The following is a 22,582-nucleotide window of genomic DNA, read 5'->3' on the forward strand; positions in this document are numbered from 1 at the left end:
AAAGGGCTTTAGCTTTTCCTTTGATTCACCGAACAAATAACGAAAGCATGTGACATTTTTGTCACATGCTTTTCATATCCACAAAATCATTTGATTTAGGAAAGGCAAGTGTAAACGTTGTGCCTTCGTTAAGAGCTGACTGCACGCCAATGTGAATAGAAAGGGCCTGCGCAGCTTTTTGAGCCAGATATAAGCCCATGCCTGTAGCGCGGCTGTCTTCATGCTGCGTAGTTGAAGTGAAACCTTTCTCAAAAATGCGCGGCATATCTTGAGGAGAAATGCCCCGTCCGTTATCTTTTACCTCGATGTATACTTGACCGCGGTGCTCGTAGCTTCTAATCATCACATCAGATTCTTCACTGTACTTGACTGCGTTTGTTAACAGCTGTCTCATAATAAACGAAAGCCACTTTGCGTCACACAGTACACGTTCTGCCTGTAGGTCCACATCAAACCCAATATTTTTTTGCATGCACCAAGCTTGCAGCGTTTTGATTTCAGTGAAAATAAGGGACTCTAAATCAAGATGTTCAATATACATATCATTTTCGATAAAGAAAATGCGCTTTTGATGCAGCTGTTGATCAAGCAAAAAGTGAATGCGTAGCCACTCGAACTTCAAGTTTGCTTTAACTTCTCGATTTTCTAAACGTTCAATTATTAAATGCATCGCAGTTAACGGCGTTTTAATTTCGTGAATCCAAGCTAACAGTTCATCTTTTTCCTGCGTCACGTGCAGCTGAGTTTCCACGCCATCTTTTTTCGCTTGTTCTAATTGTTGCATCAGATTTCGCTGAACAATCTTTTCAAACGGACGCAGCGGATGAGAAAAAGTAGAAGAATCAAAGAAGTCTTCTTCATCTTTTAGCTTTTGATAAAATGTCGTTTCTTTGTGATAGCGGAAGACGCAGAAAATAAGAAAGATAATCGATGATAAAAACACGATATAGAGAATCGAAGACAGAGGAATGGATTCATCAATATACGCGATAAACAGCATAAAAAAATGTATGATAAAAAAGAAAAGGATCCAGCTTAAACGCTCGCGAATAAAGAGTTTAATCATAGCGTTCCTCTTCAATGGCTACGTAGCCTTGGCCGACTTTTGTTTCAATAAAAGCTCCAAGTCCAATTTCATCTAATTTTTTTCGCAGGCGATTGACGTTTACCGTCAGCGTATTGTCACTGATAAACCGTTTATCTTCCCACAAACTATTAATCAGTTCATCTCGGCTTACAATCGTATTCTTTTTTTGTATTAAGCATTTTAAAATAAAGATTTCATTTTTGGTTAAATCAATAGCTGTAGATCCCGCTGATACTTTGTTTTTTTCATAATCAATCGTTGCGCCTTGCCATGAAAGAAGGTTTACTTGTTCAACGCTGTAATTATACACGCGGCGGAGAAGGGCCTGTATTTTTGCTACAAGCACATCAAAATGAAACGGCTTTTGCACAAAGTCGTCTGCGCCAAACTGCATAGACATTACCATATCAGAAGGATGATCACGTGAAGATAGAAAAATGATAGGGATCTTTGAATGAGAACGAATCATTCTGCACCAGTGAAATCCGTCATACTTCGGCAGCTGAATATCCATAATAACTAAATCAGGTTTTACCTCGCTAAACTCCTGCATAACGTTACTGAAATCACGGATGCCGTAAACATCATAAGACCATTGCTCCAACCGTTCTTTCAGTTCGTTAAACAGCGTTACATCATCTTCAATTAAAAGAAGTTTAAACAATAACACGTACCACGCTTTCTGTTTTTATACTTATTTTATAGCAATATCCTTTTATTTACCATATGTGATAGTAGATTCACCGGCGTTCTTTATAAAATGTGAAAGAATAGCTTTCGACGAGCATAGTTTATAAACATATATTGAACTCTAGTGAAAAAAGGAGAGCTGTTATGAAAGCAATGGTATGTACAAAGTATGGTAAACCAGATGTTCTTCAGCTTGAAGAAGTGGAAAATCCTACTCCAAAAGAGAATGAAATACTGATAAAAATTCATGCCACCACGGTCACATCGGGCGACTGCAGAGTGAGGAGCTTTAACAGTCCACTGCTGTTGTGGCTTCCAATGCGAATAGTTTTAGGATTACGGAAGCCTAGAAAATCAATACTAGGCGTAGAGCTGGCCGGAGAAGTAGAGGACGTCGGAAAGAACGTAACGCGGTTCAAAAAAGGCGACCAGCTGTTTGCAATGACTGGTATGAAGTTCGGAGGATATGCGGAATATATCTGCTTACCAGAAAAGGGGACAATAGCCGTAAAGCCAGAGAATGTAACCTGTGAAGAAGCCGCCTCTATTTCTTTTGGCGGCACGACGGCTCTGCATTTTTTTAGAAAAGGAAACATTCAAGCTGGTCAAAAAGTGCTTATCTACGGTGCTTCAGGTGCAGTAGGAACTGCCGCTGTACAGCTTGCTAGCTATTACGGAGCTGAAGTGACAGGCGTGTGCAGTGCTAAAAATAGTGAACTAGTAAAGTCTTTAGGAGCAGACCGCGTCATCAACTACCAACACGAAAATTTTACTGAAAAAGAAGAAAGATACGATCTTATCTTTGATGCCGTTGGGAAAATCACAAAAAATCAGTGCCAGGAAGCGTTAGCCTTAAATGGACGCTTTGTTTCGGTCGAAGGGCAAGGAATTGCCAAAGTGCAGACGAAAGATTTATTGCTTCTTAAAAAGCTGATGGAAGAAGGGCAGATAAAATCAGTGATTGATAGATGCTACTCTTTAGAACAAATTCCAGAAGCTCATGAGTATGTAGAAACCGGACATAAAATAGGGAGCGTAGTCGTTACGTTAAAAAAGTAAAAAAGAGAATCTCTTTAAAAGATCCTCTTTTTTACGATATTAAACGCTACTCTCCGCCTTTAATCCAAAGTTCCAGAGGAAGCCCTACAAGGTTCTTTCCGATCCATTCTCTGGCAATATTATTAGAAGGGCCCATAGCAATGCCAGCTCTGGCATCTCGGAACAAACGTTCAATAGGTCCTTTTTTATAGCCGTATCCGCCGCTTACATCCAATGCAATTCGCGTTGCTTTGTTGGCTACTTCTGAAGCGTGCACTTTAAATTCAGTTAGAGGGAGGGTAAGGACACCTTGTGCTTTTTGTTCAGCTTGTAAAATATCAAGCTGTTCTGCCAAGTCAATTTGCCATGGTTTTGTGCTTTCAATGAGGACTTTTGCTTCGGCAATCTGCTGGCGAATGACTTGATAGTCGCTAAGCTGGTTATTAAAATCGCGGTGAATCGTTCGCGTTGCATGGTTAACCGCAAGCTCTAGCGCATGTTCCGCTACTCCAAGCCAAGCAGAACCAAGGCCAATTAAATAAATAGGGGAAACGCCGTTTAAGACGATTTCTTTCCCTGTTTCTTCACTGCCTAGAAGATCTTCTTTTGGCACATGTACATTTTTATAAGAAATCGGACCGCTGTGATTGCCGCGAACGCCCAGCGCTTCCCATGGACTTGCGGTGATGCCGTCTGATTTTCCATCTACAATAAAAAAGCTAATATCCGTTGCTTCTTGTGCTTCAGGACTGCGTGTTTGGACGATATAAAAATCAGCTTGCCCGGCGCTCGTAGTAAATGATTTGTCAGCATTAACTACATAATCTTCGTCATTTCTCTGTGCTTGGCTGAAGTTGTACCACCAGTGTCCTCCTGAGGCTTTTTCACTTGTAGAGTACGTACCAATCAGCCCTTGGTCAATTGGCTGTAACCAGCGTTTCTTTTGATTGTCGTTTCCATACAGCGTAATAGTTTGAATCGCTCCGACATGCATCACGTAAACTAAAGCAGTAGAAGCACAAGCTTTTGCAATTTCTTCAGCTACAATTGCAAAAGCCACGTGATCAAGCTCTAAGCCGTTGTATGCCTTTGGTACAAGAATATTTCCCCAGCCTGCTTTAATAAGCGCTTCTAAATTTTCTCTTGGAAAAACGCTTTCTTCATCTGTAAGGGCTGCATTAGGACGGATCACTTCATCTACAAGAGAAGCGATTTTCTCGCGGATGGACGCGTAATAAGCGCGCGTTGATTGATTATATACAGGACGTGCAGAAATTTCGACTGACATAACATACCTCCAAAAATTTTAATGTTTGTTAGGATAAACTATTTACAATGCGCCCGCTTTTTCTTTTAGTTCCTGTTCTTTTTGTCTTACGAGCGGAATGATGGTTTCGCCAAACGTTTTGATTTCTTCTTCATAATGTAAAAAGCCTGTCAAAATAATATCCACGCCGATTTTTTTCAGTTCGATAATTTGATTGGCGACTTGTTCGGCTGTTCCGATAAGGCCAGTTCGGAAGCCATCATTGTACTGGATTAAGTTTTCAAATGAAGAGTTTGCCCACATGCCTTCACCTTGAGGAGAAGCTTTGCCTGCAAATTTCACTTGACTTTCAAACCCTTCAACGGCTTCTTTATCCGCTTGTAGAACAATTTCTTTTAGCACTTGTTTTGCTTTTTCTTCTGTTTCACGGACAATGACAAACCCGTTCACCCCGAATTGAATATCACGGCCGTTTGCGTTTGCTTTTACATCTTCAATTTGGTTTTTTAAGTTTTCAATCGAGTTGCCGTTCATGAAATAAACGTCTGATACTCGGCCTGCCATTTCACGGGCAGCTTTAGAGTTTCCTCCTTGAAATACTTTTGGCGGCTGAAGAGGCTTTGGTTTTAACGGTGCGTCATTTAATCGGTAAAAGTCTCCTTTGAACGTAGTCGTTTCGTTTTTCCATAGCTCTCGAAGCACGTTAATAAATTCTTCAGAACGGCGGTATCGCTCATCATGATCTAGCCATGGTTCGCCGTAGCCGTTAAATTCGCCTTTAAACCAGCCGCTTACAATGTTCACAGAGACGCGTCCGCTGCTGATATGATCAATAGTCGAAATAATTTTAGCAAATACGCCGGGATGCCATAGCCCCGGAAGAACTGCTGTAATAATGTTGATTTTTTTAGTAGTGGCGGCCAAAGCAGAAGCGAGAGTCGCAGCTTCTAGTTGATTTTCAGCTCCGTAGCTTGCAAAAAACCTAGTTTGCAAGAGAACATAATCAAAGCCCACCTGCTCGGCAATTCGCGCATACCGGCTGTTCGCTTCAAATGACCACTCTGTTTTTTGAGGAATGTTGGAAATGACAAGACCTCCGCTTACGTTCGGAGCCCAATAAGCAAATTGCAAACTCATATGTAACGCCTCCTTAGTTAAATAGTGAAAATAAATGAGCTGGGTTAAACATTCAACTCCTTAAATGCCAAAGGCTCTTATCTCGCTTCAAGTTGAAGAGAAGATAAGAGCCTTCAGTAGCCTGACAGGCAGTATGGATGCTGAATGTACATATAGTTATATCACCGGTTATTTCGATAGTCAAAATGAGTTTTAAGAAATTTAAAAAGAATGAAATCGTAATTAAGTTTAGTTAAAGAAAGAAGAGATCATTTATTTTAACTAAAAACAAACTTGACTTATAGGAATAGTGAGTATACTATTCAAATAAGCTAAATAAATGAGAGGTCAACAGCTATTTTGCTCTAAATAAATAGCCGTTTAAAAACAATCGACCAGACGACTGGAGATGCTTTGAACAATCAAAGCATCTCTTTTTATTTGTCGTAAAAAGGAGGAAGTATACGTTGAGTGAAAAAAGAAAGCTAAAGCTAGGAGCAAATATTAAAGGCCTTGGAAATACGACGGATGGATGGAGACATCCGGACGCAGAGCCTGATGCGAGCATTAATATTGAGTTTTATAAGAAACAAGCGCGGATATTGGAAAAAGGACTGTTCAGCTTTGTCTTTATTGCAGATGGATTAGCCATATCTGAAAAGTCTATTCCTCACTTTTTAAATCGTTTTGAGCCAATTACGCTGCTGTCAGCTCTCGCTGCTTCTACGAGTCACATCGGACTAGTCGGGACGATTTCAACAAGTTTCAGTGAGCCTTTTACAATCGCTCGTCAGCTGATGTCTCTTGATCATATAAGCGGCGGGAGAGCGGGATGGAACGTAGTTACTTCTCCGCAAGAAAGGGCAGCGCGCAATCACAGCAGAGGATATCTTCCTCTTCACAGCGAACGATACGAAATTGCAAAAGAGCATCTCGATGCAGTAAAAGGACTGTGGGATTCATGGGAAGACGATGCTTTTATCTATCAAAAAGAAACGGGGCAGTTTTTTGATCCAAAGAAAATGCATACGCCTGGATTTAAAGGCAAACATTTTCAAGTTCAAGGGCCGTTAAATATTGCTCGTTCAAAGCAGGGACATCCGGTTGTGTTTCAAGCAGGTTCATCAGAAAGAGGAAGAGGATTCGGAGCGGAAAATGCCGATGCGATTTATACAAATGCACATACACTAGAAGAAGCGCAGGCATTCTATCAAGATATGAAAAATAGAGCAAAAAATCCCGAAGAGCTTCTCATTTTTCCAAGTATTGATTTAATTATAGGAGATAGCGAGGAAGATGTAGAAAGAAGATATGGAGAGCTTGCTGCGCTAATTCCAATTGATCACGCCATTACATATTTAGCTCGTTTTTTTGATGACTACGACTTTCAGCAATTTGACCTAGACGCACCGTTTCCAGAGTTAGGGGATATCGGAGCAAATGCCTTTCAAAGCACGACAAATAAAATTAAACAAGCGGCGGCTGCTCGAAAGTTAACGTTAAGACAAGTGGCGCTTGAAACAATATTGCCGCGTTCGCCGTTTTCAGGGACACCTGAACACGTAGCGGATGAAATGCAAAAATGGCATGAGCAAGAAGCAGCGGATGGATTTGTGCTTCGTCCTTTTATGAGCGAGACGTCTCATCAATTTGTGGAAAAAGTAGTGCCTATTTTACAAGAGCGTGGCCTTTACGACACTTCATATGAAAGCAGTACGCTGCGCGGGAATTTGAACCTTTCCGTTCCAGCCAATCGATATAGTCAAACAAAGGAGGAGTATGTGTATGACAGTCAAATTAATCAGTGAATACAGCGTCACAGAAAGCTTAAAGAAGCAGGTAATTGAGTGGAGAAGACATTTTCATCGCTATCCTGAATTATCGTTTCAAGAGCATCGAACGGCTCAGTACGTTGAAGATACGCTTCGTTCGTTTGGAAGCTTTATCATTACGCGTCCTACACCAACAAGCGTGGTGGCTAGATTAATAGGAAAAGAGCAGGGGAAAGTAGTTGCGATTCGAGCGGATATGGACGCGCTGCCGATTGAAGAAGAAAACACGTTTGCATTTGCTTCTGTTCATAAAGGCGTGATGCATGCATGCGGACATGACGGTCACACGGCTATTTTATTAGGAGTAGCTTCTGTTCTTTCTCAGTTAGGAAATGAATTTAAAGGAGAAATTCGCTTGATTTTTCAACACGCAGAAGAGCTGCTGCCGGGAGGAGCGCAGGAGCTTGTGAAAGAAGGCGTGGTGGAAGGGGTGGATTACGTAATTGGCACGCATTTGAATTCTGGCCTTCCCGTCGGAGAAATCGGCGTGCTTGCAGGTCCTATGATGGCTTCGCCTGACACGTTTAACATATCGATTAAAGGAAAAGGAGGACACGCCGCAGCGCCTCATGAAGCAGTTGATGCCATTGTGGTAGGAGCGCAAATTGTGACGAACCTTCAAACCATTGTTTCAAGAACGACCAATCCTATTGATAAATTAGTTGTATCAGTTACACAATTTCACGGAGGAACTACGCACAATGTACTTCCTGATAAAGTGGAGCTGAACGGAACCGTTCGCAGCTTTGACGCGGCTCTGCGAGAAAAAGTTCCGGCACAAATTGACCGTATCGTAAAAGGACTAACAGAAGCCTACGGCGCAGAGTACACGTTTACGTATGAAAAAGGCTATCATCCTGTCATTAACTCTGAAGAAATTACGCGTTTAATTGAAGAAACAGCTATCGAAGAATATGGAAAAGAACGGGTTAAAACGCTGTCTCCTAAAATGGGAGGAGAAGATTTTTCAGCTTACCTGCAGGAAACGGAAGGGGCGTTTTTTAACATTGGAGCACGAAATGAAGAAGAAGGCATCGTATACCCTCATCATCATCCGAAGTTTACGGTAGATGAAGACTCGCTTGAAATTGGCGTAAAGATGTTTTTGCGCATAACAGAAAAGCTGTTGGCTCGTTAAAAAAAGAACAAGAACCTATTTGGTTCTTGTTCTTTTTTATGTATCCTTACTTCGTATCTTTATAATTCGTCGCAAAACCTGCTGCAATTAAACCAATTAAACCCAGCACTCCTACAATGACGGTTATGACCATTACGTTCACCTCAGTCGCTCTTAATAATACGCTTTCAATTGTTTAATTTTACCATGAATCTTCATATGAAAGAAGCTTTTCTTTTAAAGGCTCTAGCTTTTTAAATTTTTGATCATAGCTTTGCCGTTTTAACATGTCGTTGGTTATTATCAGCGCATCTTCTTTACGCCCTGCATACAAGTAAGCTTCAATGACTTCGTCAAATCCTTCTGAGTAAGGGAATTTTTCATATTTTGCTAGCTTAAATGAGGCATCGTAGTGTTTTGTTGCTTCTTCGTATTGCTTTAGTTTTAAAAGCATACGCCCATTTGCTAAATGTAAATCAGCTCGTTCTAAATCGGTAAGGGTATGGAGTTCGATCCCTTGATTGCGTATATCAAGAGCATCTTCATATCGCTTTTTTTCTTCTAGCTCAAACGCTTTCTCATAAAAATGGTCGAACTTCGTTAGAGGTCTTCTTGATTTATAGAACTTGTAAATGCCGTATAGAATTAAAAGCAGTAACCAAAGCAACTCGTTCAGCTCTCTTTCTTTATGTATAATATTTATATTAAAGGAAATTAAATTCAATTGATAGATTTATGAAAGACGCTTGGAGGAATACGATGGTCATCAACCAGCAAATCTATAATGTAAAAGGACTTCAGTACATCATTCGTTCAGCTGACACCAGCGATGCACACGAACTGTCTCACCTTAGAGTTCAGCTAGACGGAGAAACGGAAAACTTAGATCGTGAACCAGGGGAAGGATATATGGACGAATCCGATTTTAAAAAACTTATTCAACGTGACATAGAAAGTAAACGAAACTTATTTTTAGTAGCAAGCGTACATAATGAAATCGTCGGATTTTCAAGGTGCCAAGGCAACGAATTGAAACGATTTTCTCATAAAGTAGAGTTTGGTGTGTGCATCGCAAAAGAACATTGGGGATACGGAATTGGCAAAGAGCTTTTACAGCAGTCCATACGGTGGGCAGATAGCGCGGACATGAAGAAAATGACGCTAAATGTGTTAGAGACCAATAAAAAAGCGATTGATTTATATACAAAGTTCGGGTTTGAAATAGAAGGAGTATTAAAAAATGATAAGGTGCTGTCTGACGGCAAGTACTATAACACGGTAGTGATGGGGCGCTTTGCATAGCCTTTTACGAGTATGTATTTTATCGACCTTTAACAAAAAAACACCTTCAAGCACACTGCACTTGAAGGTGTTTTCCGTTTTTACTAGGATTATAGCTAGTGATAGACCTCACTTTTTTTACTAAAGCTTTTATCGCTTTCAAATTCTTGCTCTTCTTCTTTTTCGACATCTGTGCCAATAGGCTCCCACTTAATAAGAATCGTCGCGATCAGCCCAATAACGGGAACGATTGTAAGAACCAGAAATGTCGTATAGATCCCGCCAATTGAAAGGGCAACCGGAAATAAGTAAAAACCTAAAATACTGCCAATACGCGTTGTTCCTTGCCCCCATCCAGAGCCTAGCCCTCGCAGTTCAGTCGGGTAAGAAAGAGTAGCCATCGTCATCCCTTGCGCTCCGGGTCCAAAAGATTGACCGAAAATAAATAAAGCAATAAATAAAATTGGCAGCGCAATAAAATGTGTATCGCCTGTGAGCCCCATCAGGACTAAGCTTAAAGAACAAATGGTATAGCCTGTAATGGCAAGTTTTCTTATACCGACTTGCTCAGTTAGCCGTGATTGTGTAAAGCCGCCAATAATCCCAAATAAATTAAAGAAAAGAGTACCGATAATTGCATAAATCATTCCTTTGCCAAAAATAAGCGTGGAAATGGTTGGGATATAGAAGCCAACGGCAAAGTACTGCATACTTTGAGTAGCCGTAATGATGGAAGCTAGAAATGTCCGAGCCCGATACTTTCCTTGGAAAATAGCTTTGTAAGACAGTTTTTTTGAACGAGATAATGGTTCTTCTTTTGCATTTTTAGCCACTGTGACTTGTATGTCATAGGTTTTCTCTAACACTTTGACCGCTTCTTTAAGCGGAAGGTGATGAGCGGCCCACATCGGACTTTCATCCATGTAGCGGTAGCGCAAAATTAGCACGATTAGTGCAGCAACAGCTCCAAATCCTACCGACCAGCGCCAAATATCTTCATGCTGCCCGAGCAGATAAAAAGGGAGAACAACAAGTCCAGTAACAGTTGCAGCCACATACCACAGGGGACACCACAAGTTCACGTATTGACCTTTTTTATTTAAATTGCTGAACTCTGCAATAAAGCTGAGCGCTACCGGAACATCTAGCCCTACGCCTACGCCCATTAAAAACCGAAAGATAAACAACCAAACTAAATCAGTTGCTAAAGCAGCGCCAAGAGCGGAGAAGACCATAAAAAATAAATCAATTAAAAACATTTTGTTGCGGCCGAATTTGTCCGTGTAGTATCCTCCTACAGTGGCTCCTAACAAAGCGCCGAGGGCCATAATAGCTGTAAGACTTCCAAGACCGGCAGGAGAAAGGTTAAACTGTTCTTTTAACTGATCAGCTCCAATTCCAAGACTGGTAAAGTCATAGGCATCGACAAAAATGCCGCCTAACGCTACTAAAATGATTTTCCAGCTTTTAGAGGTAACTGGATTTGAATTAACAAAGTTGATAATGTCTTGACGCGATTGAATTACGTGTGGTTGAGCACTTGCCATACTTGACCTCCTTATCGTATTACATATAATTCAGGAAACAAAAAGGCTCTCATTCTTTTTAAAAGAATAAGAGCCTCCAGTTGTCTGGTCGGTTTTTTTAATTCCTATACGTTTAGTGAGATTAATTTACCAAAAAATTCATAGAGTTGTCAATACGAGATACGAACAATCGAAATAAATTCTAAGAATAACACAATCATTGACAATCCTAGCATAAACTTTTAATATATAATTAAACAAAGTGAATTACTAGGTATTGCTGACGCTGTACGAAAAAACGCGCCTACTAGGCAACTGGAGGCCAGACCATTGTGGTGAAACAAATGGACTGGTCTCCTTTTTTATTGAACGGCTGCTATGGAAGAATTGGATTCTGGAACGGAATAGTTGGTATAAATTTAGCGATGAGTAAAATAGTCGAATGGACAGTAAGTAAGTTTTTTTCTTAATAAGGTTTTGAGAGCGTAAACATTTTAAGAGGAGGATCCGTATATGACTGCCGACTTTCATTTTCATACAGATGTATTAATTATTGGAGGAGGCCCTGCTGGTGCATGGGCAGCTCTGCAAGCAGTTAAAGAAGGTGCAAAAGCTGTACTTGTTGATAAAGGATATTGCGGAACGAGCGGAGCAACTGCGCCTTCTGGTACAGGAGTTTGGTATGTAAAGCCCACTTCTGATGAACAGATGACCGCGATGAAAAGCAGGGAAGAGCTGGGAGGATATTTAGCCGAAAGAAGCTGGATGAAGCGAGTGCTTGATTGTACGTTTGAACAAGTAAATGAGTTAGCGCATTTTGGCTATCCGTTTCCAGTAGATGAAAAAGGGATTTCTCAGCGAACGACTCTTCAAGGTCCTGAATATATGAGATTAATGCGGCGTCAGCTTCAAAAAGCAGACGTTCAGATTTTGGACCACAGCCCCGCACTGGAGCTTCTTGCAGATGAACACGGTGTGGCAGGTGCGTGCGGAATCATTAATCAAACGCAAGAAACATGGAGAGTAGAGGCTGCTGCAGTTGTGATTGCAACGGGAGGGTGTGCATTTCTGAGCGGAGCACTCGGTACAAATGTTTTAACAGGAGACGGTTACTTATTAGCTACAGAAGCAGGTGCGGCCCTTTCAGGTATGGAGTTTTCAAATGCTTATTCAATTTCGCCAGCTTTTTCTCCAATCACAAAATCTGCATTTTATAAATGGGCTACATTTTATTATGAAGACGGTACAGTGATTGAAGGAGCCGGTTCTCATAAAGGACGTTCCATCATTGCCAGAACGTTAATGACCCAGCCCGTTTATGCAAGGCTGGACAAAGCGGATGAAAGCATTCAAAAAGCCATGCGCTTATCACAGCCAAATTTCTTTTTATCATTTGATCGTCTTCATATAAATCCCTTTACTCAAATGTTTCCAATCACCCTGTGTTTTGAAGGAACTGTTAGAGGAACAGGAGGTATTCACATTACAGATGAAACGTGTAGAACCGACATTCCAGGTTTATATGCAGCCGGAGATGCGGCAACGCGCGAATTAATTTGCGGAGGATTTACGGGAGGAGGAAGCCATAATGCAGCGTGGGCTATCTCTTCAGGCTGCTGGTCAGGAAAAGCAGCGGCAGCATTTGCTGTTAAGCAAGGAAAAAATGCCGCAAGTCGACATGCAAAAGGCTTATCAGAAGCGTCAGGAATCACAAAGTCAGTAGCTTCTTCTGACGCAGCTGATACGAAGGAAATGATAGCATCGGTTCAGCGCGAAGTCTTTCCATATGATCGAAACTGGTTCCGTTCAGAAGTAAGACTGCAAGATTCCCTTATGAAGTTAAATGCCGTGTGGGATGAGTTGAAGAATGGAGTATATGATAAAGAAAGAAACATCGTGAGAAGTCGAGAGCTTGCGGCCATGACGGCAACGGCGCGATGGATGTATACAAGTGCATTAGAAAGGAAAGAAACGCGAGGAATGCACCGGCGTGACGATTTTCCGTTTATGGATTCCAAGCAACACTACCGCATTCTAAGCGGAGGGGTGCAGGAAGTCTGGGCGAGACCCTTAGGTACAAAATTTTCTGATCGCGTAAAGGGGGTTATTTAATGATCGAGCTTCTTAGTGAAGACCGATGTATTAACTGCAATCTTTGTGTATCCGTTTGTCCAACAAATGTCTTTGACCGCTCTCGAATGGGAGGTGCTCCTTCCATAGCTCGTCAATCCGATTGTCAAACTTGCTTTATGTGTGAACTGTACTGTCCGGTAGATGCTTTATATGTGACGCCTTTAGCTGAACAAACTGTAGAAGTAAATGAACAGCATGTAATAAATCAGCACTTGCTCGGAAGTTACCGGGAAGCTGTAGGCTGGGGAAAAGGAAGAAAATCCACCGCTTCTTCCGATCAGTCGCATATCATCTTAAATAAAAAGTAAAGAAAAAAGAGCGGAAACAGCCGCTCTTTTTTCTTTACTTTTTCGTTTCACGAACCCATTTCACAATATCATCAATGACATAAGAAGGAATGTTGGCTGAAACAGCATATTCATCGGGCGTGCTTTTTTCACCAGTTCCTTCTGTGAAAAAGTGGTTGAGCTTTGGATAAAGCTTAAAAGAAGTGTTGGAACGCTGAGATAAGCTTTGTTTCCAGCCTTCAAAATCTTCGGTCGTTACTTGATAATCACGTGCTCCTTGTAAAAGAAGCAGAGGCGTGTCCTGAGATTTTGCGACTTCTGCAGGGTGCCAGTGAGCTACGTCATACCAAAAATAAGGCGTGCCAAGCAGGAACTCTTTTGGCGGCTGAGCTGGTGAAAAGCTTGGGTCTTGTAAAATGGCAAACTGCTGCTGGAAAAACGCAAGCTGCTCTTTCGGAAGCTGATTCAGCGATACAAGATAGGCAAATTGTTCAAGCATTAACTCTGGAAGTGTGCGGCTCGGTGCAGCGAGTAAAATAGAGCCGCGCACGCTTTTATCCGGCGTTTGATTTAAAATTCTGGGCATCATCATGCCGCCTTGACTGTGTCCTAGTATAAAAATATTGCGGCTGTCGATGCCTTTTTGTTTCGCCATTGCTTCCACTGCGAGTGCGGCATCATCCGTTGTTTCATCGTCGACGTTTATTTTATTTTCACCGGACATTTTAGCTGTATGTTCGTATGTACGCTTGTTGTAGCGTAAAACGGCGATTCCTTGAGAAGCCAGTCCAGAAGCCAGATCTCGAAACGGCTTTAAGCTCATAAACGTTTCATCTTGATCAGAAGGTCCTGATCCGTGAACTAATATGACAACGGGTACATTTTGATGTTTTGAACGTGTTGGAAGAGTAAGCGTTGCTGGAAGTTCGTAAGGTGCTTTGCCGATTGAAAGCTGTTTTTCACTGTAGTTCTTAGAGGTATCATAAGGCGGTGTGGAAAACGAAAACTGGCGCTCCTCCGGTACGATTCGCCAATCATCAATTTGCCGATTTTGACTAAATCGAATGGTTAAAGTAGCTGATACGTGTTCAAATTCAATGGGAATTTCTATATTTCGATGAACGGTATTGACTTCACCTTGTACAGCTGTCCCAATCTTTTTTACAGCACCAAACTGAGCCGTTAGAGCTGACCACCATGTTTTTAGGTTGTCTTCACTCATTTTGGACTGCAGGCTGCGTGAAAAATAGCGCTTAGCTTCTTTTGTTTTGCCGTTGGCGACATTCGTTAAAAATGCGTTTGCTCGTTTGACTTCAACTTTTGCTGAATGATGAGCAGCATTCGCCGCTGCTTCAGCTTGAACAGGTGAAGTGGACATAGGAAGTGCTTGAAGCCCGAGTGCTAAAGAAACAGCGAGTGGAAGGGCAGCTTTTACTTTTTTCATACATCATCCTCCTTGGCGATTCTTGTACTCTATCAGTATACCAATTTTAGGTAAAAGGAGTCATGTCATTCTAAGATAAAAAAGCCGATGCGTTATGAATATGGTAAAATAAAGAAGTTACATTATTTAGAAAATTTAAACATCTAAAAAAGGAGCGCTTTTATGACCTATGATCCGCATTATCATCCACATCCATCTTACCGAGTTCCTGTTTATGCAAAAAAAGGAATGGTATCTACATCTCAGCCGCTCGCAGCGCAGGCAGGCCTTGATATTTTAAAAAAAGTTGGCAATGCCATTGATGCAGCAATCACGACAGCTGCGAGCCTTACCGTATTAGAGCCCGCATCTAATGGAATCGGAGGAGACGCGTTTGCGCTTGTTTGGACAAATAATCAGCTGTATGGACTAAACGCTAGCGGACCTTCTCCCCAGTCTATTTCCATTGATGCGCTAAAGGAAAAAGGATACAGAGATATTCCTAAATACGGAATGATTCCCGTTACGGTTCCCGGGGCTCCGGCTGCTTGGGCTGCTTTATCGAAGCGATTTGGCAAACTGCCTCTTTCTCAAGTACTGCAGCCTGCCATTCAGTACGCTAAAGAAGGATTTCCGCTAGCGCCTACTCTCGCGAAACAATGGAAACAAGCGTACGATACGTTTAAACGAGTACATACAAGCAAAGAATTTGAATCGTGGTTTCAAACGTTTGCGGCTAATGGACAAGCACCAAAAGCAGGAGAAATGTGGTCATCCATTCATCATGCCCGTACGCTTCAGCTCATTGGCGAAACAAATGCAGAAGCGTTTTATAAAGGCGAGCTTGCGGATCGTATTGATGCATTCAGTAAAAAACACGGCGGCTTTTTATCAAAAGAAGATTTGGCTGCTTTTGAGCCTGAGTGGGTGAATCCTATTAGCGCTCACTACCGTGGATATGATGTATGGGAAATTCCTCCGAACGGTCAGGGGCTTATTGCGTTACTGGCATTAAATATCGTAAAAGGCTTTGAGCTTCTAGAAAAAGATGCCGTGGATACGTATCATAAACAAATAGAAGCGATAAAGCTTGCGTTTGCAGATGGAGAAAAATACATTACGGAAGAAGCAAAAATGAGCGTGTCTGTTAGTGAGCTTCTGTCTGATACATATGCAAGCTATCGCCGCGGCCTTATAAAAGAACATGCCCTGCAGCCTGAAGCGGGAGAGCCTGTTGGAAGCGGAACGGTGTATTTAGCAACGGCTGATGAAGAAGGAAACATGGTTTCGCTTATTCAAAGTAATTATATGGGCTTTGGTTCTGGAATCGTTGTGCCAGAAACGGGAATTGCCTTGCAAAACCGCGGCCACAATTTTTCAATGGACCCTGATCACGATAACTGCCTTGCTCCTAATAAAAAAACGTTTCATACCATTATTCCAGGCTTTCTCACTAAAAATAATGAGCCCGTAGGACCGTTTGGCGTGATGGGAGGTTTTATGCAGCCGCAGGGACATATGCAAGTCGTCATGAATACGATTGACTTTCAGCTTCATCCTCAAGCTGCTTTAGACGCGCCAAGATGGCAGTGGAAAAAAGATAAAACGGTGCTTGTGGAGCCAGCTTTTCCATCCCACGTAGCACAAGCGCTTGAACGAAAAGGACATAAAATTGAAGTAGCCGTGGATTCTATGGCATTTGGGCGCGGACAGATTATTTGGAGAGATCCTGAAAGCGGCGTGCTATGCGGAGGAAGTGAATCACGAACGGATGGATTCGTAGCCGGATGGTAACGTTTAAAAAAACACAATAGGTGGATGAAGAAGCCCGTACTGATTAGAGTTGGGCTTTTTTCATGTCTCAACCACATGTATAAATCTCTTCAAAGAACTGAAAACTAAAACAAATATTTACGTATGTATGGATAGCGTGAACTTAAGGGTTATGTACGGAAAATTTACATTAGACGCTGCTGCGTATCTTTATAAATTAACATAAGCAATAATTGAGCGTGGTGAGAACAGCCGTCTCAAGCTGCCAATTGACATGAAGGTAGGCTAACAACACTTGGTGAAAGGAGCGAAAAGGTGATGAGAAATAAAAAGTTTGAAGTGAAATTTTTACGTGTAATGCTACTTATCGCCCTGGGGATTCTCCCTTTTTTATTTAGAAAACCACCGATTAAAGACTGGCTGCTGGCCTATGTATTTAACGCCTTAACAAATGGTATTATTGATAAATTTATTGTAACTCACGGCCTTCTTCGATATCCAACTCGCTTATTGAAAAAACAGTTTAGAATTAACGTGTTGTTCGACTTTTTGCTTTATCCTATGATATCCGTCATGATTAATCAAGCTACATATTACGATAAAGGGTTAAAAGTTTTATATAAAATTATGTTTTTTACGATTCCAATGTTTTTTATTGAATTATGGGCTGAAAAACGAACGAAGCTCATCGAGTGGAAAACAGGCTGGATGTGGTATCACACTTTTACTAGCGTAACGTTAAAATCGTATCTTAACCGTATGCTTATTGGATGGATTCGAAAAATTGAAAAGAAGCAGGAAGAAACGAAAATACAATAGCAGAGATTCTAAAAACGACGTTAGAGAGGTGAACAAAGGTGCATATTTCTGTCCTTCTATGGCTGATTTTTCAAAATATCCATAAGAAAACGTGGAACAAAATACGCGAGCTGTATGCTGGGGTTTTATACGTGAGCTTTTTTAATATGCTCTACTACTTTTTATGTAATGATAAATTGCTTTGGGATTTTAAATCTTCTCATCTTTCATTAAAAGTACTGCGTATTTTACACCTTATGTTCATTACGCCTCTCATGATTTTGTCGTTCTTAGCTACTTATCCGTCTACACTCGCTAAGCAGGTGAAATATATTACAAAATGGGTATGTACAGCTTCGTTTGTAGAATGGGTTGGGCTCAGGTGTAAGGGGATTACATTTAGGCACGGCTGGCATTTGGGGTGGTCTGCACTTATTTACGTAATGATGCTTATCTTCTCGAGATGGTTTCAAAAAAAGCCTTTTGCGGTCTTACTGCTCTCGGTTTTAGCAACAGTGGTTCTCAGCGTTATCTTTAAAGTTCCCGTGAGCAAACGGATGCTAAAACATCCGCTGAAACGAATATTGACGCGGCCTTTAAAAGATCATGTGACTCAAGCTGTTGCGAATAAAGTAAAGCGAAAATGCCTGCTTCTCAAGCTGTTCTCGTAAGTACCTGCTCTCTGTGAAGAGCAGGTTTTTTAGCTTACTGGAGGAATAACGTCCGTCAGCAGCAGAACGAAAAAAATCAGGCCCACTCCCGTAAAGCTCAAAGAAGCAAAAAAATAAGCCGTCCAGCGCAAACGAAACGGATTGTGTTCAATAGTGGCCCCAGACATTAATCTCATGGAATGAGTTTTATAGTGAGAATGAGCGCTGTTGCTTCCGCTGCTTGAAAACCAAAAAGTCAAAACTGAAAACAAAAGTCCGCTAAAAAACATAAGCTCAATAAAGCGGATAGACAAAAATGATGAGCACGCATAGGTTAATCCAGCTTCAATAAGCAGTGTAATAACAAAAATAAGCTGAGTTCTCTTCAAAAAATTCTCCCCTTTTTTCTCTGTGTCTACTTTTCATTATACAATAATTTACATGTATAAAAAGTCTCAAAAATGCTTTTATTATGATATAATGGTAATAAATGTATGGTTGGAAAAGTATTCAAAGTTCGTATGCATCACGATTATAAGCTCTTTTATAATGATGAGACTTACTATATACGCTGCGCTTAGCTTCAAGTGCGTAGAATGAAAGTGAGGAGGGTGTATGGACTTAGGAGAGACTGTGATTGCGATACTAGCAGCGGGAGCACTTTTATTATATGGCACGTTAGAGCTTTGGTTTGCGCCTCGTAATTCTTCTTTTTTTAAAGGGTGGAAGCAAAAACTAGCCTTCATTTTACCGTTATACGCAGTTACATTTGGTATATGGTTCGTGTTTTTTTCGTAACAAAAAAAGTCTTACAAAAAGGAGGAATGAAAAATGGAAATCAATTCATACCTCCTTCGGTTTTCATGTATGCTGATGCTGATGTTTGGAGGATTATTTATTATACAGTATGTAAAAACAGGTGACTTTTATGTAGATCAGCTTCTTGTCTTTGGAGCGGGTTTTGTTCTGTTTATCGGCTCACTTATTTGGAAAAGAAAACATCAGCAGCAAGGAAATAGAAAAGCTTGTTAATCTTATAAAGTTGTGACAGTATAAAACAGAGAAAAAACGTAATCTCGTGATCGTACTATTGGTTACGAGCTGCTGCTGGAGGAAAAGAAAATGAATGTACCTAATTGCCCAAGCTGTCAATCACAGTATACATATGAAGATGGAAACCTGTTCGTCTGCCCGGAGTGTGCGCATGAATGGAGGCAAGATGAAAAAGCAGAAAGTACGGAAGAGCAGCTTACTGTAAAAGATGCAAATGGGAACCTTTTAAAAGACGGAGATTCAGTTACCGTCATCAAAGACTTAAAAGTAAAAGGAAGCTCATCGGTTGTCAAAATCGGAACAAAAGTAAAAAGCATTCGTTTAGTAGAAGGCGATCATAACATCGACTGCAAAATTGACGGATTTGGAGCGATGAGCTTGAAATCTCAGTTTGTTAAAAAAGCATAAGAATTAAAAAAGCCAGGATGAAGAACAACTTCACTCTGGCTTTTTTCTATGCATTTTAACTGATAAAGCGAAATATATAGACCAATTTGTCTATTTTAGAAGGAATCTAGCTAAATGTCCCGAACTTACTTAAAGTGTCTCAGAATTTGGATATTAATGGAATGGATGTCCGTTTCATGAAGGCAAAAGGGAGGTAGAAATGTGAAAAAGTTTTTAGCGTTTCAAATTTTAATTGCATTAGTAATCGGAGCTTTTATCGGGCACTTTTTCCCGGACTTTGGGATGGCTTTAAGACCGGTAGGAGACGGGTTTATCCGGCTCATTAAAATGATTGTGGTGCCGATTGTCTTTTCAACTATCGTCATAGGTGCTGCGGGAAGCGGCAGTATGAAACAAATGGGGAGTCTAGGATTAAAGACGATTATTTGGTTTGAAATCATTACTACCATCGTATTAGGAATCGGTCTGCTGTTAGTGAATTTGCTAAAGCCTGGAGTAGGCCTCGATCTTTCTCATCTTGTAAAAAAAGATATCGGTGAATTGTCTCAGTACACTGAGAAAGTCGTGGACTTTAAACAAATGATTTTAAACATCATTCCAACAAATATCGTAGATGTGATGGCAAAAAATGATTTGCTGGCCGTGATTTTCTTTGCTATTTTATTTGGTGTTGCCGCTTCAGGAGTTGGGAAAGCATCCGAACCTGCAATGAAGTTTTTTGAATCCACGGCTAAAATTATGTTTAAATTAACGCAAATTGTCATGGTCACAGCGCCTCTTGGTGTACTAGCGCTAATGGCTGCATCTGTAGGGCAATACGGCATTGTGCTTCTGCTTCCAATGCTAAAGCTTATTGGAACCGTCTTTTTAGGTCTTTTTATTATTTTATTTGTTTTATTTCCGCTTGTTGGGTTTATATTCAAATTCAACTACTTTGAAGTATTCAAAATGATTTGGGATTTGTTTCTTATTGCGTTTTCAACAACAAGTACGGAAACGGTGCTGCCACAGCTGATGGAACGGATGGAAAAGTACGGATGCCCTAAACGAGTTGTGTCGTTCGTTATTCCGTCCGGCCTGTCGTTAAACTGTGATGGCTCCACTCTTTATTTATCCGTTTCATGCGTCTTTTTAGCACAGGCTTTTAACATTGATATGCCATTAACTCAGCAATTATTTATGATGCTTATACTCGTGATGACAAGTAAAGGAATTGCGGCTGTCCCGTCAGGTTCACTCGTTGTTCTTTTAGCAACAGCCAACGCAGTAGGTCTGCCGGCTGAAGGAGTGGCAATTATTGCAGGAGTGGATCGCATTATGGATATGGCCAGAACAGGAGTCAACGTTCCAGGCCACGCGATTGCCTGTATTGTCGTCTCGAAATGGGAAAAAGTATTCCGCACCCAAACGCCGATCCCGCCCGGGTCGCACACAGAATCTCTATAAAATGAACCCCCGCTTTAGTCCATAAAGTGGGGGTTTTTGTTTACGTTTCAAAGGTGCAGACTAGAGTGGTTTGTCATACTTATCCCTCCACAAAAAGAGGAGCAGCCGCTTACAAATGTTCACAAAATGTTCACTTACGAAGAAGGAAGATAAAAAGCTATACTAAGCCAAGTAAAAAAGATGAAAAGGATGAGGAATGTGCCAACAACTAAAAAAGAAAGTATATATTTTGGAATGATGATGTGCGGAGGGATGGTGCTTGTGATGACGATGTATAACATGTTAATAAATGATGTCATCGGGCATATTACGCTCGCAGAAGGTATTTTGAACTTGGTTATCACCTTTGCAGTTGCCATGGCTGTCGAAACTTTTTTTGTCGGTCCTGTAGCAAAAAAAGTAGCATTTTCACTGCCGTTTGATAAGTCAAAACAGTTAAAAGTCGTGTTGATTTTGTCATCATGTATGGTGATCGGAATGGTGCTTTGCATGTCTGTATACGGGTTAATTACGATGTCGCTTACAAAAGGTTTAGACGGAGAGCCGCTTCTTTCAAGCTATGCATTGATCGTGATAAAAAACTTTATCGTGGCATACCCGCTTCAGCTTCTTATTATGGGACCTTTAGTTCGCTTATTGTTCATGAAATTTGTGAAAAAGAATACCGCAGCTGCTTAAGTCAAAACCCTAAGAGCGCCTATTTTCTTAGGGTTTTGTTATGCAAAGCTGTTTGGTAAGAAGAGAAGAAAATTCACGTAAAGCCGCCGATACAAAGGCATCTTTTCGCGTAATAAAAAAAGTGGGAACCTTTCTATATGGCTGCGGCAGCGGAGTTAACGTTAATGAATGGTCGTGATGAGATACAATGGATTTCATCATTACAGCTACGCCCATACCAGCTTTTATACACCCAATAATCGCTTCAATCGTACCAAATTCTAATATCCGTTTTGGAAACACGCCTTCTTTTGTCAACAGCATTTCTAACGTATGTCGATATGCGCATCCGCTGCTGAAGGCTAATAAATTCATATCGTTTAGGCTGTAAAGAGAAGGAAGAGGGTGGCGGCTCACAAGTACAAGCTCTTCATCTTGAGTAAATAAAGAGTTTAGATCAGGATGTTCACAGCTGCCTGCAACAAATGCGCCTTCAAGTTTTCGGGTTAAAACCAGGTGAATAAGAACATCGGTTGTATGTGTTTCTAAAATGAAGTCTACATCCGGGTAGGCAGTGCAATAAGTAGAAAGCAAAGGCGGTAGCCGAAGAGCCGCGGTAGATTCAGTTGCACCTATTTTTAAAGGCCCTATCGGCGTGTGCGCACTGTTTTGAACAGTTATAGTGGCTTCATTGGTTAAACGAAGAATTTGTTCAGCATAACGATGCAACAGCTCTCCGCTAGAAGTTAACGTTACGCCTTTACCGCTGCGTTCAAATAGCTGTGTGCCGAGTTCAGCTTCCAGCTGCTGAATGCGCATCGTCACATTCGACTGCACGTAGCTTAAACTTTTGGCAGCTTTTGAAATGTTTTTTTCTTCTGCTACCGTTGTAAAAACAAGCAAATCTTTTATATCCATAAAATCTCCTCCTTCAGCTATCATTTTTATTGATGACTTTTATCTTTATTCCTTATTTTACATGATACCATTCTTTCTCTAC

24 protein-coding genes are annotated in these 22,582 nt (G+C 41.0%); 15 read left to right on the forward strand and 9 right to left on the reverse strand.

Annotated elements, in window-relative coordinates; genetic code table 11:
* Positions 1-61 precede the first annotated feature (61 nt).
* Positions 62-1,066, reverse strand: coding sequence for a sensor histidine kinase (locus AC1D0Y_RS16560; RefSeq protein WP_430247448.1), 1,005 nt, complete (start codon positions 1,064-1,066; stop codon positions 62-64).
* A complete protein-coding gene (locus tag AC1D0Y_RS16565; protein WP_028409351.1) occupies positions 1,059-1,751 on the reverse strand; it encodes a response regulator transcription factor in 693 nt (230 codons plus the stop codon). Before AC1D0Y_RS16565 ends, AC1D0Y_RS16560 begins: the two co-directional genes overlap by 8 nt.
* Before the next feature lie 170 nt (positions 1,752-1,921).
* Here AC1D0Y_RS16565 and AC1D0Y_RS16570 point away from each other — a divergent pair, with 170 nt between their 5' ends.
* Positions 1,922-2,836, forward strand: a complete 915-nt coding sequence (locus AC1D0Y_RS16570; protein ID WP_028409350.1) for an NAD(P)-dependent alcohol dehydrogenase — start codon at positions 1,922-1,924, stop codon at positions 2,834-2,836.
* Positions 2,837-2,882: 46 nt separating this feature from the next.
* On the opposite strand, the gene AC1D0Y_RS16575 is transcribed toward AC1D0Y_RS16570, so the two are convergent.
* Together AC1D0Y_RS16575 and sfnG are read right to left on the reverse strand one after the other, a co-directional pair.
* Positions 2,883-4,103 (reverse strand): acyl-CoA dehydrogenase family protein, encoded by a 1,221-nt coding sequence (locus tag AC1D0Y_RS16575; RefSeq protein ID WP_430247452.1) that lies wholly within the window; start codon positions 4,101-4,103, stop codon positions 2,883-2,885.
* Positions 4,104-4,145: 42 nt separating this feature from the next.
* Complete coding sequence (sfnG, locus tag AC1D0Y_RS16580; protein ID WP_098332107.1) at positions 4,146-5,219, reverse strand: dimethylsulfone monooxygenase SfnG; 1,074 nt, start codon at positions 5,217-5,219, stop codon at positions 4,146-4,148.
* A gap of 446 nt (positions 5,220-5,665) precedes the next feature.
* Between sfnG and AC1D0Y_RS16585 the strand changes: the two genes are divergently transcribed.
* Both AC1D0Y_RS16585 and AC1D0Y_RS16590 read left to right on the forward strand, forming a co-directional pair.
* Positions 5,666-7,006, forward strand: a complete 1,341-nt coding sequence (locus AC1D0Y_RS16585; protein ID WP_477707800.1) for an LLM class flavin-dependent oxidoreductase — start codon at positions 5,666-5,668, stop codon at positions 7,004-7,006.
* Positions 6,984-8,168: a M20 family metallopeptidase gene (locus tag AC1D0Y_RS16590; protein WP_057244308.1), complete on the forward strand. Its 1,185-nt coding sequence runs from the start codon at positions 6,984-6,986 to the stop codon at positions 8,166-8,168. Before AC1D0Y_RS16585 ends, AC1D0Y_RS16590 begins: the two co-directional genes overlap by 23 nt.
* A gap of 181 nt (positions 8,169-8,349) precedes the next feature.
* On the opposite strand, the gene AC1D0Y_RS16595 is transcribed toward AC1D0Y_RS16590, so the two are convergent.
* Positions 8,350-8,814, reverse strand: a complete 465-nt coding sequence (locus AC1D0Y_RS16595) for a hypothetical protein (protein WP_057244309.1) — start codon at positions 8,812-8,814, stop codon at positions 8,350-8,352.
* A gap of 92 nt (positions 8,815-8,906) precedes the next feature.
* Here AC1D0Y_RS16595 and AC1D0Y_RS16600 point away from each other — a divergent pair, with 92 nt between their 5' ends.
* Positions 8,907-9,449 (forward strand): N-acetyltransferase family protein, encoded by a 543-nt coding sequence (locus AC1D0Y_RS16600; protein WP_477707801.1) that lies wholly within the window; start codon positions 8,907-8,909, stop codon positions 9,447-9,449.
* 95 nt (positions 9,450-9,544) lie between these two features.
* Here the strand turns inward: AC1D0Y_RS16600 and AC1D0Y_RS16605 are convergent, their stop codons facing one another.
* Positions 9,545-10,975: an MFS transporter gene (locus AC1D0Y_RS16605; RefSeq protein ID WP_477707802.1), complete on the reverse strand. Its 1,431-nt coding sequence runs from the start codon at positions 10,973-10,975 to the stop codon at positions 9,545-9,547.
* Positions 10,976-11,286: 311 nt separating this feature from the next.
* On the opposite strand from AC1D0Y_RS16605, the gene AC1D0Y_RS16610 reads away from it, so the two are divergent.
* The 3 genes from AC1D0Y_RS16610 to AC1D0Y_RS16620 are packed head-to-tail and all read left to right on the forward strand — an operon-like array spanning position 11,287 to position 13,395.
* On the forward strand, positions 11,287-11,424 hold the full coding sequence (locus AC1D0Y_RS16610; RefSeq protein WP_161968300.1) for a hypothetical protein: 138 nt from the start codon (positions 11,287-11,289) through the stop codon (positions 11,422-11,424).
* Positions 11,425-11,467: 43 nt separating this feature from the next.
* Positions 11,468-13,066 (forward strand): FAD-dependent oxidoreductase, encoded by a 1,599-nt coding sequence (locus AC1D0Y_RS16615; protein WP_477707803.1) that lies wholly within the window; start codon positions 11,468-11,470, stop codon positions 13,064-13,066.
* A complete protein-coding gene (locus tag AC1D0Y_RS16620) occupies positions 13,066-13,395 on the forward strand; it encodes a 4Fe-4S dicluster domain-containing protein (RefSeq protein WP_029323018.1) in 330 nt (109 codons plus the stop codon). The genes AC1D0Y_RS16615 and AC1D0Y_RS16620 overlap by 1 nt, the downstream gene beginning before the upstream one ends.
* Before the next feature lie 34 nt (positions 13,396-13,429).
* Here AC1D0Y_RS16620 and AC1D0Y_RS16625 read toward each other — a convergent pair whose 3' ends face one another.
* The gene (locus tag AC1D0Y_RS16625) at positions 13,430-14,818 is read right to left on the reverse strand and encodes an alpha/beta fold hydrolase (RefSeq protein WP_221841043.1); all 1,389 of its coding nucleotides are present in this window, start codon (positions 14,816-14,818) and stop codon (positions 13,430-13,432) included.
* Positions 14,819-14,980: 162 nt separating this feature from the next.
* Between AC1D0Y_RS16625 and AC1D0Y_RS16630 the strand changes: the two genes are divergently transcribed.
* The 3 genes from AC1D0Y_RS16630 (at position 14,981) to AC1D0Y_RS16640 (ending at position 18,039) form a co-directional block, all read left to right on the forward strand.
* Positions 14,981-16,591: a gamma-glutamyltransferase family protein gene (locus tag AC1D0Y_RS16630; protein ID WP_477707804.1), complete on the forward strand. Its 1,611-nt coding sequence runs from the start codon at positions 14,981-14,983 to the stop codon at positions 16,589-16,591.
* Between the two features lie 297 nt (positions 16,592-16,888).
* A complete protein-coding gene (locus tag AC1D0Y_RS16635; RefSeq protein WP_028409340.1) occupies positions 16,889-17,389 on the forward strand; it encodes a CBO0543 family protein in 501 nt (166 codons plus the stop codon).
* Between the two features lie 38 nt (positions 17,390-17,427).
* Positions 17,428-18,039 carry a CBO0543 family protein gene (locus AC1D0Y_RS16640; RefSeq protein ID WP_028409339.1) on the forward strand — a complete coding sequence of 204 codons (612 nt, stop codon included), beginning with the start codon at positions 17,428-17,430 and terminating at the stop codon, positions 18,037-18,039.
* A gap of 29 nt (positions 18,040-18,068) precedes the next feature.
* Here AC1D0Y_RS16640 and AC1D0Y_RS16645 read toward each other — a convergent pair whose 3' ends face one another.
* Positions 18,069-18,407 (reverse strand): hypothetical protein, encoded by a 339-nt coding sequence (locus tag AC1D0Y_RS16645; RefSeq protein ID WP_060745282.1) that lies wholly within the window; start codon positions 18,405-18,407, stop codon positions 18,069-18,071.
* 226 nt (positions 18,408-18,633) lie between these two features.
* Here AC1D0Y_RS16645 and AC1D0Y_RS16650 point away from each other — a divergent pair, with 226 nt between their 5' ends.
* The 5 genes from AC1D0Y_RS16650 (at position 18,634) to AC1D0Y_RS16670 (ending at position 21,603) form a co-directional block, all read left to right on the forward strand.
* Positions 18,634-18,816, forward strand: a complete 183-nt coding sequence (locus tag AC1D0Y_RS16650) for a hypothetical protein (RefSeq protein ID WP_060745283.1) — start codon at positions 18,634-18,636, stop codon at positions 18,814-18,816.
* A gap of 33 nt (positions 18,817-18,849) precedes the next feature.
* Positions 18,850-19,050: a hypothetical protein gene (locus AC1D0Y_RS16655; RefSeq protein WP_060745284.1), complete on the forward strand. Its 201-nt coding sequence runs from the start codon at positions 18,850-18,852 to the stop codon at positions 19,048-19,050.
* Between the two features lie 90 nt (positions 19,051-19,140).
* The gene (locus AC1D0Y_RS16660) at positions 19,141-19,479 is read left to right on the forward strand and encodes a zinc ribbon domain-containing protein YjdM (RefSeq protein WP_060745285.1); all 339 of its coding nucleotides are present in this window, start codon (positions 19,141-19,143) and stop codon (positions 19,477-19,479) included.
* Positions 19,480-19,680: 201 nt separating this feature from the next.
* A complete protein-coding gene (gene gltP, locus AC1D0Y_RS16665) occupies positions 19,681-20,925 on the forward strand; it encodes a glutamate-aspartate/proton symporter GltP (RefSeq protein WP_060745286.1) in 1,245 nt (414 codons plus the stop codon).
* A 198-nt stretch (positions 20,926-21,123) separates the two neighbouring features.
* Positions 21,124-21,603, forward strand: a complete 480-nt coding sequence (locus AC1D0Y_RS16670; RefSeq protein ID WP_028409335.1) for a DUF2798 domain-containing protein — start codon at positions 21,124-21,126, stop codon at positions 21,601-21,603.
* 27 nt (positions 21,604-21,630) lie between these two features.
* Here AC1D0Y_RS16670 and AC1D0Y_RS16675 read toward each other — a convergent pair whose 3' ends face one another.
* Positions 21,631-22,500: a LysR family transcriptional regulator gene (locus AC1D0Y_RS16675; protein ID WP_060745287.1), complete on the reverse strand. Its 870-nt coding sequence runs from the start codon at positions 22,498-22,500 to the stop codon at positions 21,631-21,633.
* Positions 22,501-22,582 lie beyond the last annotated feature (82 nt).

The sequence above is a fragment of the Priestia sp. P1_B12_1 genome (assembly GCF_056406695.1).

Coding starts and splice junctions, on each gene's coding strand:
- AC1D0Y_RS16650 (WP_060745283.1), top strand. CDS start 18,634: ATGGACTTAGGAGAGACTGTGATTGCGATACTAGCAGCGGGAGCACTT.
- AC1D0Y_RS16600 (WP_477707801.1), top strand. CDS start 8,907: ATGGTCATCAACCAGCAAATCTATAATGTAAAAGGACTTCAGTACATC.
- AC1D0Y_RS16575 (WP_430247452.1), bottom strand. CDS start 4,103: ATGTCAGTCGAAATTTCTGCACGTCCTGTATATAATCAATCAACGCGC.
- AC1D0Y_RS16630 (WP_477707804.1), top strand. CDS start 14,981: ATGACCTATGATCCGCATTATCATCCACATCCATCTTACCGAGTTCCT.
- AC1D0Y_RS16615 (WP_477707803.1), top strand. CDS start 11,468: ATGACTGCCGACTTTCATTTTCATACAGATGTATTAATTATTGGAGGA.
- AC1D0Y_RS16625 (WP_221841043.1), bottom strand. CDS start 14,818: ATGAAAAAAGTAAAAGCTGCCCTTCCACTCGCTGTTTCTTTAGCACTC.
- AC1D0Y_RS16570 (WP_028409350.1), top strand. CDS start 1,922: ATGAAAGCAATGGTATGTACAAAGTATGGTAAACCAGATGTTCTTCAG.
- AC1D0Y_RS16620 (WP_029323018.1), top strand. CDS start 13,066: ATGATCGAGCTTCTTAGTGAAGACCGATGTATTAACTGCAATCTTTGT.
- AC1D0Y_RS16560 (WP_430247448.1), bottom strand. CDS start 1,066: ATGATTAAACTCTTTATTCGCGAGCGTTTAAGCTGGATCCTTTTCTTT.
- AC1D0Y_RS16590 (WP_057244308.1), top strand. CDS start 6,984: ATGACAGTCAAATTAATCAGTGAATACAGCGTCACAGAAAGCTTAAAG.
- AC1D0Y_RS16605 (WP_477707802.1), bottom strand. CDS start 10,975: ATGGCAAGTGCTCAACCACACGTAATTCAATCGCGTCAAGACATTATC.
- AC1D0Y_RS16635 (WP_028409340.1), top strand. CDS start 16,889: ATGAGAAATAAAAAGTTTGAAGTGAAATTTTTACGTGTAATGCTACTT.
- sfnG (WP_098332107.1), bottom strand. CDS start 5,219: ATGAGTTTGCAATTTGCTTATTGGGCTCCGAACGTAAGCGGAGGTCTT.
- AC1D0Y_RS16655 (WP_060745284.1), top strand. CDS start 18,850: ATGGAAATCAATTCATACCTCCTTCGGTTTTCATGTATGCTGATGCTG.
- AC1D0Y_RS16675 (WP_060745287.1), bottom strand. CDS start 22,500: ATGGATATAAAAGATTTGCTTGTTTTTACAACGGTAGCAGAAGAAAAA.
- AC1D0Y_RS16660 (WP_060745285.1), top strand. CDS start 19,141: ATGAATGTACCTAATTGCCCAAGCTGTCAATCACAGTATACATATGAA.